Below are 14,554 nucleotides of genomic sequence, written 5' to 3'. Positions count from 1 at the left end.
GCCGCTATTCGACAAAGATACGCACGCTTGATGCGCGGCCATCGGCGTCGATTACCGTCAGCGTTGAAAAACCCTGGCCTTCCGGCTGCCATTCACTACTACGGCGATGGGACGCATCCGGCAGAGGCCTGCCATTGGCAAGCCAGCGGAACGGCGCTCGTCCACCCTGTAGTTTCAGAACCAGCGGTGAAATGCCCGACTGACCTGAGAGTTCCACCCGCGCGCCTTCTGGCGGATAGACGATGCGAGGAGCCGTTTCGCGTCGAGAAGCCGATAGCAGGCCACTTGCCGTAACCGCAAAGCGGCGTTGATTGGCGGGAAGTTCACCTTGTGCGATACGCGCAACACCTGCCGGGGCCGCAGGCATGGGTGTCACCGGCAACCCCGACTTTTCAAATGCGTCAAAGAGGATCGGTGCTGCCGTGGCGTAACCGGCAATGCCGGGGACGGCACCGTTATCTGCGCGCCCGATCCAAACGCCGATGGCGTGGCGACCGTCATAACCAACCGACCAAGCATCCCGATAACCGTAACTCGTCCCAGTCTTGTAGGCGATGCCACGCTGTTTCATGCCAAGCGGGGGCAAAACGCCCGAGAGAATATCCGAAACGTTCCAGAGTGCCGTGCTTGAGAACAGCGGATCACTTTCCATAATCTCTGGCATGCCACGAATGGCGTCACCCAGCCGGACCGGATTTCCACGATTGGCAAGCGCAGCATAAAGCTGGGTGAGATCGACGAGCGAAATCCCCGCTCCGCCCAGAGCAATGGCGAGGCCCGGCGCCTCATTGGACGGCAGAACTAGCTTCACGTCGGCACGACGGAACCGCACCATCAGCGCCGAGGGGCTGGTTGCATCCAGCAGCTTCACAGCGGGAACGTTGAGCGAGAGTTGCAGCGCCTGCCGAATGCTGACATCGCCCTGATATTGCATATCGAAGTTTCGCGGACGGTAGCCGGAGAAATCCGAGGGGCGATCCTCGATGATGGTCTCCTGCGCAACCAGCCCATTTTCGAAGGCAAGCCCATAGATGAAGGGTTTGAGGGTCGAACCGGGAGAGCGCACCGCGCGGCTCATCTCCACAAAACCGCGTCGCGCGGTGTCGAGGTAATCCGATGAACCGACCTCTGCAATGATCTCGCCACTAAGGCTATCGGCCATGACGATGGCGACTGACACATGGCTCCCAAGTTTTTCCGCGGCGTGGCGCGCAATGGTTTCAAATTCCCGCTGGATGGAAAGCGATAACGTGGAATGCGCCTCGCCCTTCCCGGCGAACTTCGCCTTGGCATAAGCCGCCATGTGGGGGGCATAGGCCGGCAACTCCTGCCTTCTGGACGGCACCGAGGACAGCGCGGCACGGTCCGCCTCTCCCTCGCCGACGACGTTCGCAACAGCAACGCGCTGCAAGACCCGCTCTCTCGCCTCCTTAGCAGCAGCCGGAAAGCGGTCCGGTCTGCGTTTTTCCGGCAATTGCGGCAGCGCCACCAACAATGCCGCCTCGGCGCTATCCAGCCGCTTTGGCTCCTTTCCGAACCAGGCAAGGCTTGCCGCACGCACACCTTCCAGATTACCGCCATAGGGCGCAATATTGAGATAGAGATCGAGAATGTCCGCCTTGCTCAGGCGTCTTTCGATCTGCAGCGCGCGCAGGACCTGTCGAAACTTTGCCGAGAACGATCGATCGGCGCGCGGTTCAATTAGCCGCGCGACCTGCATCGACAGCGTCGACGCGCCGGAGACGATACGCCCATTGGTAGCAAGTTGGGACGCCGCGCGCAGCAGCGCCCAGGGATCGATACCATGATGCTCGTAAAAGCGCTGATCCTCATAAGCCACCAGCATTCGGAGAAACTGCGGGTCGACCTCCCTCGCCGTCGTCTTGAGCCGCCATCGCCCTTCCGTCGTTGCAAAGGCTCGCAACAACCGCCCGTCCCGGTCCAGGACTTCGAAGGAGCGTTGCGCAGCAGCATCCAGCGGAGGCGGATAGGCCTTGTCAAGCGTATCTATGCCAAAGACCGCGCCGCCGAGAAGCAGCGCGGCCGAGGAAATACCGACAATAACAGCCCTCGCGCGCCTCATGGTGTCGCCGAACGCACCTCCATGCGACCTGTTGCCGTGCGAGCGGCAAATTGCGGACGATACATGTCCTCTACCGTCGCGGCAGGGTGATCGTAGGTGCCCGGAGTTACGGCGCGCACGACATAGGCCAGTGTGATCTCCGAACTGTCGCCAGCGGTTCGGTCGAAGGCCGCCACGAAGCGATCGTAGCGGAACTCCGTATGGGCAGCCTCGGTTTCAGGCAGCCAGTCGAAATTCGAAAGCGCCGCCGAATTGACGAGGCTCGGATTGTCGATCTCGAAGCCTGATGGCAACAGGTCAGTCACAAGGAGACGGGACTGCCAGTCGTTTTGCGGCGCGACATTCAAAACCACGACATAACGTTCGTTCTGCACGACCTCGCTCGGGTTCACCTCTTCGCCGTCCATCGAATAATAGGTGCGGTTGATCGTGAAACCGTCGCCCCCAGCAGCCAGAGGCTGAGCAGGCGGCGCTACCGTGGTCACGACCGCTGTTACAGGATCAGGCGAAGCGTTGGAGATTTTCAGTGGTGTGCCGAGAAGCTCATCGCCGCTCATGCGTTTACCGAAACCGCCCGTCTGCAAATCCCCATTCACATCGATGCGGATGTCCTTGTCCTCACCCTTCACGGCACGAGCAGCAAGCAGCATCCAGGCCTGTTCCTGCGTGCTGGTATAGGGTTTCTTTTCCCATTCTTTCGATACGGCACCGGCAAGTTGCGGCACGACAGCGGGAACGGGGCGGCTTTCGGCAGCCAGCGCCAACGACGCGGCACCGTCACGCAACGGTGAGCCATAGTCAGCACGGGCAAAGCTGACATTGGTGGCACGGCTCGCCATATCCAGCGATGCTCCGAAGATGCTCTTGGACCGGGCCGCATCGCCATAGAGCGACAGCGCTGCCGCGATCTGGGCTTTTGAGAGCGGCGTCGGGAAATCTGCAAGCGCCGTATCGGCATAATATCTGAGATCGTTGATAGCGGCCTTGCGGTTACGTGCCAGCACGTAGAGCGAATAGGCAATCTCGTTGCCGCGATCCTTGACATTGCTGTCATAGGAAAGGCCATTCTGCAGATTGCTGAGCGCCTGGACCATGGCCTGTTCCGGAACGTCATAGCCTTGTTCGCGGGCACGCGTCAGGAAATCGCTGACATAAGAGTCAAGCCACAGGTCGCCGTATCCGGGTGACCAAAGGCCGAAGCTGCCGGAACTCGACTGGAACGACAGAACGCGGTAGATCGCCTCCTGGACGCGCTTGCGCATCTCCGGATCTTCGGCAATCCCACTGTCTTTCGTCAACTCGGAGAGATAAAGCAGCGGCAGGGCACGGCTGGTGGTCTGTTCGGCGCAGCCATAGGGATATTTGTCCAGCATCATCACCAGAGCCGGAATATCGAAAGCGGGTGAACGCGTCACATTGACCGCAACGGACGCACCAAGCAGCATGCTGTCAGCCAACAGGTCACCGTTGATCGTCAAGCTGCTATTGGGGGCAATCCGTATTTCACGGCGCGTCGTGACAGGCAGAACCGCTGGACGCACCGGAATGGTCAACGCCTGCTCCAATGCGACACCGCTGTTGTTCGAGACCTTGATGGTGATCGCGCCGTTCCCCGGCAATTCACCCGTCAGCGGAACGGTCAACGAGGTCTTACCGCCCTTCTCGAGTGACAGCACCTGCGAAACCTCGCCTTGATCAACGGTGAGCGCCGTATTGCTGGTAACATCGAGCCGGTAGTCGCCAGCCTCGCCATCGGTGTTAGCGATATCGAGCCTTAATTGCGACTGATCACCCGGGGCAAGAAACTTCGGCGCGCTGGCAGTGACCACCACAGGATCACGGATCACCGCATCGGAGACCGCATGGCCCACCCCGTCCTTCGTCCAGGCAACCGCCATTATGCGAGCTGTTCCGTTGAACTGGGGTATATCGAAGCTGATAGTTGCCTTGCCATCCGCATCGAGTGCGACGGGACCTGAAAAAAAGGCGACCAGCTTTTCAGTGGGTGGGCTACCCTGCAACGCCACCTGCCCGCCGTCACCACCTGTGCGAAGCCGGCCTGTTGCGCCGAGTGAACCGTCGATCAGACGCCCATAGAGATCGCGTATTTCCAAACCGAGACGCCGCTGGCCAAAGTACCAGTCATCCGGCTTTGGTGGCTCGTAACGCGTAAGATTCAAAATACCGACATCAACTGCAGCTACGGTGATGTAGGCCTGATCGCCGATACCAGCCCCCGTTACCGTTACAGGTATTTCAAGCGGCTGGCGCGGCAGCGTTTGTTTGGCAGCACCAAGCGACACATTCAGCTTGCGTTCGGCGGGATCAACGCCAAGCCATTTGATACCGATGGCACGCATCGGCATACGGCTTTCCTGCGCATCTCCTGGACGGAACAACGTCGCCGTCACATAGGCGCCTGCACCCCACGCCTCGGTAACCGGAAGTTCGATCTCACCGCCACCTTCACCGATCTCGACATTCTGTACGGCGATCAGCTTCTCTGAACCTGCCGTTACCATGACCTCGCCCGCAAAACGGGGAGACACCCTGAGCTTGGCGGTGTCGCCAATCTTATAGCTCTTCTTGTCGAGCGCAATTTCAAGAGCGTCCGGCGTTTCCGTAGAGCTTGCCTCAACATAGAAACCGGCATCAAATTCAACGCTGGAGACTGGCGCGGCGGCACCACTACCCTCGACTTCCAGCCTGTAGCGGCCCCAGGTCACCGGCACGGAAATTTCACCCCCGTCAGCCGAGAGGGAAAGGTTTCCGGTTTCCATCTGTTTGGTAAACTCCACCGGCTCATAACGCCAGGAGTTGCCCTGACGATACCACTGGTAGTTCCGCTCAACCTTGATGAGCTTCCAGTTCAGTCCACTCATGGCCTGCTTTACGCCGTCTGCAGAGACCCCAATGACATGGAAGCGACCAATGGAATTCTGTGCCAGATCACCGGAAAACTGCGGCTTGATGCCGATCATCGCGCCCTCAGCCTTGATCGGCAGCGACAACGAGCGTTCCACAGCACGCCCACCTGCTTCCTGCATGCGCACCGTGATGTTGGCGGACAGCATTTGCGTAGTCGACGGCAGGTCCGTCAGATTGACGTTGAAACTTGCCTTGCCCTCCTCGTCCAAAACCGGCAGATCCGCGAGAGTTGTCCGGTTTTCCTCTTCGGTTTCTTCGTCAGCAAGACCAAAGGCATACCCTTCGAACGCGGAATTGCTCCGTGTTGGTTTGATGCCGACTTCGCCTTCAAGCGTCAGGCCGGCCGCCGGCGCTCCGTAAAGATAACGGCCATCCACATCGATTGCGGCATCTTGTGCCGGAACGATCTCCTTGACCTTGCTTGAAAGATCGAACTCCGTACGATCCGGCACAAAGTCGTCGACGAGGAAACTCTTTTCACTGATTGCAGCCGTTTTCGGATCGGTATGAATACGCAGCGTCCAGGTGCCGCGCATGGCGTTTTCCTGCAGAGGCAAATCCAACGCATAACCGCCAAGTGTCTTTCCATCGCTCACGAAGCGCCGGTCTTCCACGCCGTCAGGGCGAGAGAAGATGAAGGTGAGCGGCAGGTTCTCGATTGCCTTCCCATCTACGTCCCGCGCCAGTGCAGCGGAATGCACCGTTTCTCCGGCCCGGTAGATGCCGCGTTCCGTCCAGGAAAACACGTCGATCGCACCGGGAGCAGCCCGACCGGTGACACCTCTGTCGGAAAGATCAAAGCCGGCCCGTGTCATATCCAGGAAGACATAATCCTTATCGCCATTGCGCGCGGTCACAATTGCCGGCGCTTGAGCCGCCGAACCGCGCATCAGACCGGCAGAAAAGGTAGCTCTACCATCGCCATCGGTTTTTGCAGTTCCAAGAACTTCGTTGTTCTTTGCCAGCAATTGCAGGTCGACATCTGCCAATGGTTTTGCGGTACCGAGTGAGCGGACGAAAACGTTAAGACCATCCGTCCCGGCATAGGTCGTGATGCCGGTGTCGGACACCAGGAACCATTGGGTGGCGCGCGAATCCCAATCTTCTGGCTGTGTTCCGGGCGGCGTCGCCGTCAGCACGTAGATTCCGGCCTTGCGCTCGGGAAGCGCCTCATCCACCGGAAAGCTGGTAATGACGTCCTTGTTGAGGTCTGGCTGAATTTCGATTGCACCTTGCCAGACCAGTTCACCGATTTCGTTTTCGATACGACCGGCATTATAGCCATCCATCTGCGTCAGGAACTGAGAGTTCGCCAGAAGCGCCGTGATGTTGCGATCGCCAATGCGGTAAAGTTTCAAGTCCGCCGTGTCTGCATTGACGGAAACGATCGGGATGCCGCGCCGTGCCGAGCCGGGCAGCACGAAATTCTCACCGGTAAAACGTACGCTTGCAGTGCGATCTCTGACATAAACATCCAGATCAACCTGCTTTTCGAGCGGCTCATCGACCGATGACGGCAGACCAGCGCGAAACGCGATTTTATAGCGTTGGCCATGTGTCAGACCCTCGACACAAATCTCGTTGTTTTTCGCGTCTATTGCCTTGGGGGCGGCGCCGTCCAGTGTCACAAAGGACGAGTAATCAACACCGTTCTTGACGAGCGGTTCGGAAAACTGCGCGCAGGCGCGTGGGCTGACACTGTCTGTATCCACCGTGTTGCCGATGATGCGGAAGCCCTGCCGGCTGCGCAGATCGGCATAAGCAGCTTCTGTTTCAGCCATATCGACGAGCGCAAGGCTTGCCTTGTAGGCGTTCAGGGCGGCCCTGTAACTTTGCGTTCTCTCGAAAGCCTGCGCTAGACGATTGAGCGCCTCCGTTCGGGCGCTGACGGTGCGGCTCAATTGGTAAGCATTGAGCGCGGCCGAGGCAGCCTGACCGGCAATCGAATAATTATCTGTCACCTGCGCGGCAGCCCCGGCAAGCTCAGCCCAGAGCGCTCCATCATCGGGGGCGAGCGCAAGCGCCGATTTATAGGTTTCGACCGCCTCCGGAATAGTGCCGGCGGCCACCTGCTGCCTCGCCGTTTCCAGAAGGCCTTCGAGCCCCTGATCGCCGCTTGCTTCCAGACCCGCTTTCAGCTTGAGCGCTTCCTGCTGGAGGCTTTCTGAAATGAACGACAGACGCTGCGGTGCGCCAATATCCGGTTCGGCAACGGTTTCTACCACCTTGCCCGCCACAGCGCCCGGAAATGCGTTAAGCTGATTGAAATCCGATTTCAGGAAGCACCATTTCACCTTCGGATTGTAGGTAAATGCCTTGCAGGCCGCATCGCCCACGCAAATCTCACCGCATTGCTCCAGCGAGACATTCTGCTCGGTTCGCAAATCGAAACCGAAATAATCGCCATTCTTGGTTGTGACGATCTTTCGCGATGGCTCTGCCGCCAAGCCCGGAAGAATGGTGGAAACCGTTGCCAGAACAACGACAGAAGCCCGAACGATAGCAAGCAGCGACATCAGTTTTCTCCCCCGTACAGATGCTGGCCGGACTCTGGCCAAATCCACGCACAGTTGTCAACGCGTCATCGCCAATTTGCGACATGACCGCGCCAAACGGGGTAAACGGAAAATCAGTCTTCTATTTTGCGGGCTTCCGAAATCAGCATGATCGGCACACCATCGCGAATGGGATAGGCCAGTCTGGCACTTTCCGAGACAAGTTCGTTGCGGGAGCGGTCATAGGACAAGCCGCCCTTGGTCAAAGGACAAACCAGAAGCTCCAACAGCTTCGGGTCGACATTGCTCATCCTGTCGTCCATCGGCCCGCTCCTGCCCTATTGCAAAACATTGCCGTTCTCGCCGCCACCTTGAGCGAGAAGAATCTCTGTGATTGCAATGAGTGTTTCAGCCCGTGTCTTCAAATCAGGAGCTTCCAGAAGCGCCTGTTTTTCCGCGGGGCCGAAAGGTGACATCATCGAAAGGGAGTTGACGAGCACGCGATTGCCCGCGCGCTCCACGCTTTCCCAGTCTGCTTCAAGCTGATTGGCATCAAGAAAGGCTCGGAAAACGCGCAACAGGTTGTTACGATCCACAGCGTCTTCGTCGTAGTCGCCGGAAAGATCGGCGATGAACGGTGCATGCACAAAGCTGCGGTATGGCTTTCCCGCCGCATCCACTTCCTTGAGCAGACGGAAACGGCAAACACCGGTAAGCGAAATCAGATAACGGCCGTCGCCGGTTTCGGAAAATGAAGTGATACGACCAAGACAACCCACGGAACTCAGCGCTCCACCCTCGGTGCCTGTATCGATTGCGTGAAGTGCGGGCTGAACCATGCCAATGAGGCGATCACTCGCCAGTGCCCGGTCGATCATCGCCAGATATCGAGGTTCGAAGATATTCAGCGGAAGATGCCCTTCCGGCAGGAGAAGCGCTCCCGGCAGGGGGAAGACCGGGACTGTTTCCGGCAGATCGTCGCTCTTCACATATCTCGCATTTCCGATATGCATGGGAATGAACCCTCTATTTTCCGGAGTACCGGTCGATCCCGATGGTATCGACCGGTCATCTCCACATTACGAAAACAGGATAGCCGAAAGCTTCCTGCGTCCGGCCACCGTCGCAGGGTCTTTGAAGCCCCAGGCCTCGAAAAACTCCAGCAGTTGCCGACGCGCGCCGTCTTCATCGAACTCGCGATCCTTGCGCATGATGTAGAGCAGATGGTCGGCTGCTTCATCACGCTTGCCTTGAACGTTCAGAACCTTGGCAAGTTTCATTCGGGATTCGTGATGATCCGGATTTGTTGTGAGATCTCGCTCGAGGGCCGTCGCATCGCCGAGTTTACGGGCTTCCTCATATTGAGCGATCTTCTTGGCAACGAGCTGGATGCCCGCATCTTCAGACAATTCCGGCGGCAGCGAAGACACAAGCTCGCCCGCCCGTTCGTATTCGCCAACGGCAATCATGCACTCGGCGATACCTGCAATCGCGGCTGCATTGTCCGGGTCAGCCTGCATGACTGCACCGAACAGCTGCGCAGCACCTTCGTGATCGCCATCCGCCACAAGCTGTTTTGCTTCGGCCAGCACAGCTTCGATCTGGGCTTTCGGATCACCTGCATCGGGACCGGCAATCTTGTCGATAAACTGACGGATCTGGCTTTCCGGAACAGCGCCCATGAAACCATCAACCGGGCGACCATCAGCGAAGGCCACGATGGCCGGGATTGACTGGATGCCAAGCTGGCCGGGAATTGAGGGATGATCGTCGATATTCAGCTTTACCAGCTTCACGCGGCCATTGGCTTCGTTGATGACCTTTTCCAGAACCGGCGTCAGCTGTTTGCATGGGCCGCACCACGGCGCCCAGAAATCGACCAGCACCGGCTGATTACGCGATTCCTCAAGAACATCTTTGGAGAAGGCGGCGGTCGTCGTATCTTTGATGTGGCCGGAGGCAGCGCCATTATGCTCCCCGCCGAATTGTGCGGTTGCAGACATCTGCCCGCCGTAGGAACTGCCGTAAGGGTTGTTCGTGCCGCTCATGCCGGTCTCCAATGGTACCTGTCGTTTTCGTCTCTATTAACGCAAAGATCGTATCTCACTCGCTCACTTTCAAGACAAGCGGCGCATGGCCGGTCGCCTCCAGAAAGCGAATAAGGTCCTGCTTGCCAACCGTCGTCGTCGCATCGTTGGACAGCGGGTGACCGTTGATCAGGTCGTTCTCCATAAGAGCGCTGTCGAGCACAAAAGTCACGTCGTTGTTGACGTCATTGATCGCGCCAAAGACGGTGACCGATCCGGGAACGACGCCAAGATACTCCAGCATCTTTTCCGGCCTGCCAAAGGAAACGCGGCTTGCCGCACCGATCACTTTGTGAACGCTCTTGAGGTCGACGGAAGCGTTTTCTTCCACCGTCAGGACGAAATACTTGTCCTTCTTGTCCTTTACGAACAGGTTCTTGGTATGACCACCGGGGATGAGATCACGCAGCGACTGGGATTCAGCGACAGTAAAGACCGGCTCATGCTGTTTCGTGCTGTGTGAGATGCCAAGCTTGTCCAGAAGCTCGAAGAGTTCATCCGCCGTCTTGGGAGAAATTTCCGTCATATCCCGCACCTGTCGCTCTCGATTCTCGGACCATTGTCTTCTGAATAAGCACGCTGGCTACCGTTGGCAACGGGCAGAAATCCTACCGCAATGAAAATATCCAGCTATTTCCGCTACTTGTCGAATTTTCGCGGGTTTTGTTCGTATTTTTGTCATTTCCCTGTTGCATTCCAAAATCGATTGAGCGATATAGCGCCCGTCGCCGCAACACTGGTGACCCACGGTTCAGCTTACTACCCCGAACCGTTGGCTTATGAGCGGGTGTAGCTCAGGGGTAGAGCACAACCTTGCCAAGGTTGGGGTCGAGGGTTCAAATCCCTTCGCCCGCTCCAAATTCTCCTAGATCGTTGTTGACATTGAGAACTTTGGTCGCCTTGGCGACTGGGAATATATCATTCGCCTTCCGTTGACCGCTGCAAAGCTTACAGTAGCACCTTAAAGTCTTACACGTACCGGCCTGGAGTTCGGGGCGGCCGCACCGGGTCCAGCCACCTCTTCCCCAAGAGAATACCGCCTATACCCTCGCATAGCTGGAACAAACATGGCCCAATGCCGTTTAATGTGGTTGTTTCACCACCCTGGGGGTCGCAATGTTCGCAAACAGCAAATCCATATTTCTGGCAGCCGCATTCCTCGCCATATCAATACCGACAATGTCTTCTGCCGCCGACATGATCCAATACGGCCAAGATCGCGCGCAGAAGACCTACTACCGCTCGTCTTATGTCGCGCAGCGCGAGACCTCTGCAGCAACAATATCGTCTCCTACCGCGCCCCGTACGAACGACACACGGAGCTGGTAACGCTTTGCCACCCGCCGCTGACATGGAATTTGGAGCCATCATCGGCGACAACATGGTCACCATGATCTTGCCATAATTGCTTTAGTGTGTTTACGTGCGCGCGCCCTTGTGGGAGGGGCAGAGGTTGAGACCCGTCGGCTGCAACATTGCGGAAGGCGGGTTTCCCTTTTTTTGGGCAGTAGGCTGCACGCGGGACACCAGGCAATGCTGATCGTCGATTTGAAATAAATGAGAAATGGTAGCGGGAGAGCGTTTTGAGCAATCCCCCCAGATTATTTTGGGCCGTTTCGTAGCATAGATTTCTTTCAGAAAGACGCCACAACCAATCATAACGCATAATTTCAATGACTTATGAAACGACTAATAATCCCGTCTACTGCATTCCGATAAAACCAGATCGGAAGGCATACACATCCAGACGGTGATTGGCAGTTTCCAATAAGCGACTGCCTCGTTGATAAGGTATTCGTGTTTCAGACATCCGACCGGACCGACCTTGCAAACTAGGATGATGGCCGGCAGCTTCTCGGTAGCTGCCGCATACAAGAGGGATTGCCCGATCGCCTCGGCCCATTTGTGCGTCCAATCGACCTCAATCGCGAGACGATCAGTGATGCAGTCAACCCGCGTGCCGTTGGGCAATACGCGCTCTTGCTGCATGCCGGCGCAGAACCGGGACCGGAACTCGCTTTCGGTTGCTGCGCGAGCGCCTGTCGTCACCATCAATGAGAATAAAAGTACATAAAAATATTTCATGAGCCGGCATAACTCGGCCGCTTGCTATCGACAAGCTCTCGCGTCAGGTTGCCAGCGATGACCGAAAAATATGAGCCTAAGTATCTCTGGAAAAGAACTCAGATCGATGCACGCGACCCCCCAACGGATTTCGATTGGACCGGGTACGATGGCGCCGAGGCGATCGGTAGAGTTCGGAAGGAAATACACGGGCCGATAAAGGGCAAATAGCAATGGGCCGGTTGGTATTCGAAGAAATACAAGGGTTCGCCGCCGACGCCAAACCTCGGCTATTCCGCCTCATGCCGTCTGGCTATGCAAAAGTGCGAGGAGTATTGGGAAGCCACCAAACGCCTTGCAAATCTCCCCCGGCCATAGACAGGGGGAGAAGCGTTGAAGTCAGGGCTTCAGCGCCAGCATGATGCTACCGCCGGAGACCATACCAGCCACAAAAAGAGCGAAACCAATTAGAATACGGCTCCGCGGTGGAATGTGTCCGTTTTCAATGTCTGGAGCGACCAGCGCCAGAGTGCAGGACCATGCCATCATCCATGCCACGAAAGCGCTGATGGGAGAGTTGACCATCCAGTCCGGTCGCTCGTGGTATCGAAGCAACATCACCCACACCCGCTGGAAGAAGATAATGCCGACGATCGAAAAGACGGCGACAATCAGGAAATCAGCGCCGGCGCGACCATTGCGCATCGCCTGCGTTGCGTCGCGGAACCAGCGGACCAAAACGGCAAACGCAACCCCCAGAACGAGGCTAGACGAGACCTCGGTCATATAGTCGGCTGGAATGAAGGCGTTAGCGATCCAGAACAGCATTACGGCAATCAGGGCAGACCAGGCCGCCACACTCGTTTTAAATCGTCTCATCGCCGGCTGCCTTTCTGCATGCTGACTACTACTTCCTCCGCGATGCGCTGGACGCGGTCGCGCCGGCGCTCGAATGTCACGACCGCTTGGGCTAAATCGGCTTTTCGGTCGCGTTTCTCTTTTTCTATTTCCGGATCTGGCAAGGTCTGGACTTTCGGCAAGCGCCACCAGGATAGCAGCCTCATTCGCCCCTCCTGTTTCCGTTCGAAACCATGACCGGCAGGACCGTATCCATGGTGTCGGTGAATTTCTGGACGAGCGGCGCGAGAGTCTTCAGCGTCTCGATATGATCGTCCTGAAGCTCCTTTATGCGGGCATCATGCGCCTCGCGGTCTTTGGCGCGGCCGATCCGCTCATAGATGTAGAACATCACCATGAGCAGGGCGAACCCGCCAAAAGGCCCGTGCTGCAGAAACCAGCCGCCAATCTCGTTCGACAGTTCCATTTCCCCGCCCCTTATAATCTGTGGTCGCCACAGGCGGTCAGTTGACCGCCTTAGCCACCTCCGGAACCTTCGACATGATGATGTCCTGAAGGGCTTTCACATCCACTCCAAGATTTGAAAGCGCCTGAGGATTTTTCTCAGCCACGTATTCGATGGCTACGTCGAGGACAGGACCAGGGATACTGTCCCCCCTGAGGGGGAGGCCGGTTTTCGTGACGGCATACTTCAGGGCATTGAGCGCCGATTCATGGAGGGCACTCCGCAATCGAGCCTCGATCTCGATGCGCTGCTTTTCATCGGAGATTTTGAGCAGAGTTATGAGACGAACGCTCAACCAGGTCACCAAGGCAGGGCCAACGGTAGAAATCAGAAGGACAACGATCGGCTGCACGATCGTCCAGAGATCATACCAGATCGATGATGGCGCAATCACAGGCCCGGCTTCCTGCGACAAAGCTGGCCAAAAAATAAATGCACCAACGAAGAGAACGGCGACGGCAAGGGCACAGATATAGATGCTTCGCATCGGCTCAACCCTCCACCCGTTTTGCATCACGTAAGGCTGTTGTGATCACCGCGTATGCCTCGGCCGCTTTTACCAATGCAGTAGCCGCCGTGACGGACGAGGGATCTTTGCAGATCACGTCCAAAGCAGACCAGGCTGCAGCTTCTTTGCTGACCGTCGACTGTTTCAGGTTGCCTGTGCTAGCGACAATCACGAACGCGCTATGGGCAGTCGCCGCCGTGGTGCATATCTGCGGGAGATTTTTCTGGATCGCATTGTCGATCGATCCGGTTGTGGCCGAGCATGAAGACAGCGCAAAGGCCGCCACTGCCGCGAAAAGCAGAGACTTGGTCATGGAGTGTTTCCTTTTATGGAGGGGTTAAGCTTCGTTGGTCGTGACGCTGGCCGATATTGTGGTCATCGGCAGAGCGGTATAGGGCGCATCCTGATACGTGACCGGCCAGCGATAGCCGAGCAGACGAGTTTTTGCGATGCGGGCGATGGTGACGGAATCGGACTGATTACCGCCTAGAACATGCAGGTGCGTCTTGTCGTGGCCGACGACGATGCCAACATGACCTTGCCAGCCATCCTTAGAGCCACGCCAGAAGACGGCGATGGCGCCGATCTGCGGTTCGTTCAGCGCCTTGCCGAACTTCAACCAGTTGCGAGAGCCGAGCGGGTTCGCTGGCATCGGCTCTTTCGGCAGGGCTGTGGCAATGACCATGCCGACGAAAGCACCGCACCACGCGATTTCGCTCGCATCGAGCCGCAGGGCCTTGTCCAGCACTTTGGCGTTCTTCGCCTCATGCAGGCCGAGGAAGCGGCGCGCTTCCGTCACCCAAGGCGGCACCATCGGCCTGTTATCGTTCAACCCGAGCGCAACGAGCGTCTTCGGACCGATCGTGCCGGGATAGAGGATTGAGAGCTTCTTATCCTCCTGGAACCGCGTCACGGCCTTCGTCGTGCTACGACCGGGAATGCCATCAGCGCCAGACGGCCCGACATCATAGCCGAGCGAAATCAAGCGCTGCTGTACCTCGCGTACAGTCGCCATTTTGTTCTCCT

12 protein-coding genes and 1 tRNA gene are annotated in these 14,554 nt (G+C 57.4%); 1 reads left to right on the top strand and 12 read right to left on the bottom strand.

All coding sequences use genetic code 11. The annotated features are described in order from the left end of the window. Positions 1–4 precede the first annotated feature (4 nt). The 6 genes from pbpC to FY156_23800 all read right to left on the bottom strand — a co-directional run bounded on the left by pbpC (position 5) and on the right by FY156_23800 (position 10,119). On the bottom strand, positions 5–2,083 hold the full coding sequence (gene pbpC / locus FY156_23825) for a penicillin-binding protein 1C (protein UXS04494.1): 2,079 nt from the start codon (positions 2,081–2,083) through the stop codon (positions 5–7). Next, the gene (locus FY156_23820) at positions 2,080–7,527 is read right to left on the bottom strand and encodes a hypothetical protein (GenBank protein UXS04493.1); all 5,448 of its coding nucleotides are present in this window, start codon (positions 7,525–7,527) and stop codon (positions 2,080–2,082) included. The genes pbpC and FY156_23820 overlap by 4 nt, the downstream gene beginning before the upstream one ends. A gap of 113 nt (positions 7,528–7,640) precedes the next feature. After that, a complete protein-coding gene (locus tag FY156_23815; protein UXS04492.1) occupies positions 7,641–7,829 on the bottom strand; it encodes a Trm112 family protein in 189 nt (62 codons plus the stop codon). A 15-nt stretch (positions 7,830–7,844) separates the two neighbouring features. After that, complete coding sequence (locus FY156_23810) at positions 7,845–8,519, bottom strand: LON peptidase substrate-binding domain-containing protein (GenBank protein UXS04491.1); 675 nt, start codon at positions 8,517–8,519, stop codon at positions 7,845–7,847. Positions 8,520–8,585: 66 nt separating this feature from the next. Further along, positions 8,586–9,554 carry a thioredoxin gene (trxA, locus tag FY156_23805; protein UXS04490.1) on the bottom strand — a complete coding sequence of 323 codons (969 nt, stop codon included), beginning with the start codon at positions 9,552–9,554 and terminating at the stop codon, positions 8,586–8,588. 55 nt (positions 9,555–9,609) lie between these two features. Beyond that, the gene (locus FY156_23800; GenBank protein UXS04489.1) at positions 9,610–10,119 is read right to left on the bottom strand and encodes a prolyl-tRNA synthetase associated domain-containing protein; all 510 of its coding nucleotides are present in this window, start codon (positions 10,117–10,119) and stop codon (positions 9,610–9,612) included. Between the two features lie 257 nt (positions 10,120–10,376). Here FY156_23800 and FY156_23795 point away from each other — a divergent pair. Further along, positions 10,377–10,451, top strand: a tRNA-Gly gene (locus tag FY156_23795). A gap of 1,605 nt (positions 10,452–12,056) precedes the next feature. Here FY156_23795 and FY156_23790 read toward each other — a convergent pair. Genes FY156_23790 through FY156_23765 form a run of 6 tightly spaced genes read right to left on the bottom strand, consistent with a single transcriptional unit; the run spans position 12,057 to position 14,543 of the window. Further along, on the bottom strand, positions 12,057–12,536 hold the full coding sequence (locus FY156_23790; protein ID UXS04488.1) for a hypothetical protein: 480 nt from the start codon (positions 12,534–12,536) through the stop codon (positions 12,057–12,059). Further along, positions 12,533–12,721 (bottom strand): hypothetical protein, encoded by a 189-nt coding sequence (locus FY156_23785; protein ID UXS04487.1) that lies wholly within the window; start codon positions 12,719–12,721, stop codon positions 12,533–12,535. Before FY156_23785 ends, FY156_23790 begins: the two co-directional genes overlap by 4 nt. Beyond that, positions 12,718–12,981, bottom strand: a complete 264-nt coding sequence (locus tag FY156_23780; GenBank protein UXS04486.1) for a hypothetical protein — start codon at positions 12,979–12,981, stop codon at positions 12,718–12,720. Before FY156_23780 ends, FY156_23785 begins: the two co-directional genes overlap by 4 nt. Positions 12,982–13,018: 37 nt before the next feature. After that, complete coding sequence (locus FY156_23775; protein UXS04485.1) at positions 13,019–13,507, bottom strand: hypothetical protein; 489 nt, start codon at positions 13,505–13,507, stop codon at positions 13,019–13,021. 4 nt (positions 13,508–13,511) lie between these two features. Further along, the gene (locus FY156_23770; protein UXS04484.1) at positions 13,512–13,841 is read right to left on the bottom strand and encodes a cell wall anchor protein; all 330 of its coding nucleotides are present in this window, start codon (positions 13,839–13,841) and stop codon (positions 13,512–13,514) included. Positions 13,842–13,865: 24 nt separating this feature from the next. Continuing rightward, positions 13,866–14,543: a TIGR02594 family protein gene (locus FY156_23765; GenBank protein UXS04483.1), complete on the bottom strand. Its 678-nt coding sequence runs from the start codon at positions 14,541–14,543 to the stop codon at positions 13,866–13,868. Positions 14,544–14,554 lie beyond the last annotated feature (11 nt).

It is taken from the genome of Agrobacterium tumefaciens (assembly GCA_025559845.1).
Taxonomy (GTDB): Bacteria; Pseudomonadota; Alphaproteobacteria; order Rhizobiales; family Rhizobiaceae; genus Agrobacterium.
This window is presented reverse-complemented; position numbering and strand designations above follow the sequence as displayed.

What these genes read in the sequence shown, in the direction of transcription:
- FY156_23810 (UXS04491.1), bottom strand. Translation starts at nt 8,519, where the DNA reads ATGCATATCGGAAATGCGAGATATGTGAAGAGCGACGATCTGCCGGAA.
- FY156_23790 (UXS04488.1), bottom strand. Translation starts at nt 12,536, where the DNA reads ATGAGACGATTTAAAACGAGTGTGGCGGCCTGGTCTGCCCTGATTGCC.
- trxA (UXS04490.1), bottom strand. Translation starts at nt 9,554, where the DNA reads ATGAGCGGCACGAACAACCCTTACGGCAGTTCCTACGGCGGGCAGATG.
- pbpC (UXS04494.1), bottom strand. Translation starts at nt 2,083, where the DNA reads ATGAGGCGCGCGAGGGCTGTTATTGTCGGTATTTCCTCGGCCGCGCTG.
- FY156_23775 (UXS04485.1), bottom strand. Translation starts at nt 13,507, where the DNA reads ATGCGAAGCATCTATATCTGTGCCCTTGCCGTCGCCGTTCTCTTCGTT.
- FY156_23820 (UXS04493.1), bottom strand. Translation starts at nt 7,527, where the DNA reads ATGTCGCTGCTTGCTATCGTTCGGGCTTCTGTCGTTGTTCTGGCAACG.
- FY156_23765 (UXS04483.1), bottom strand. Translation starts at nt 14,543, where the DNA reads ATGGCGACTGTACGCGAGGTACAGCAGCGCTTGATTTCGCTCGGCTAT.
- FY156_23800 (UXS04489.1), bottom strand. Translation starts at nt 10,119, where the DNA reads ATGACGGAAATTTCTCCCAAGACGGCGGATGAACTCTTCGAGCTTCTG.
- FY156_23780 (UXS04486.1), bottom strand. Translation starts at nt 12,981, where the DNA reads ATGGAACTGTCGAACGAGATTGGCGGCTGGTTTCTGCAGCACGGGCCT.
- FY156_23785 (UXS04487.1), bottom strand. Translation starts at nt 12,721, where the DNA reads ATGAGGCTGCTATCCTGGTGGCGCTTGCCGAAAGTCCAGACCTTGCCA.
- FY156_23815 (UXS04492.1), bottom strand. Translation starts at nt 7,829, where the DNA reads ATGGACGACAGGATGAGCAATGTCGACCCGAAGCTGTTGGAGCTTCTG.
- FY156_23770 (UXS04484.1), bottom strand. Translation starts at nt 13,841, where the DNA reads ATGACCAAGTCTCTGCTTTTCGCGGCAGTGGCGGCCTTTGCGCTGTCT.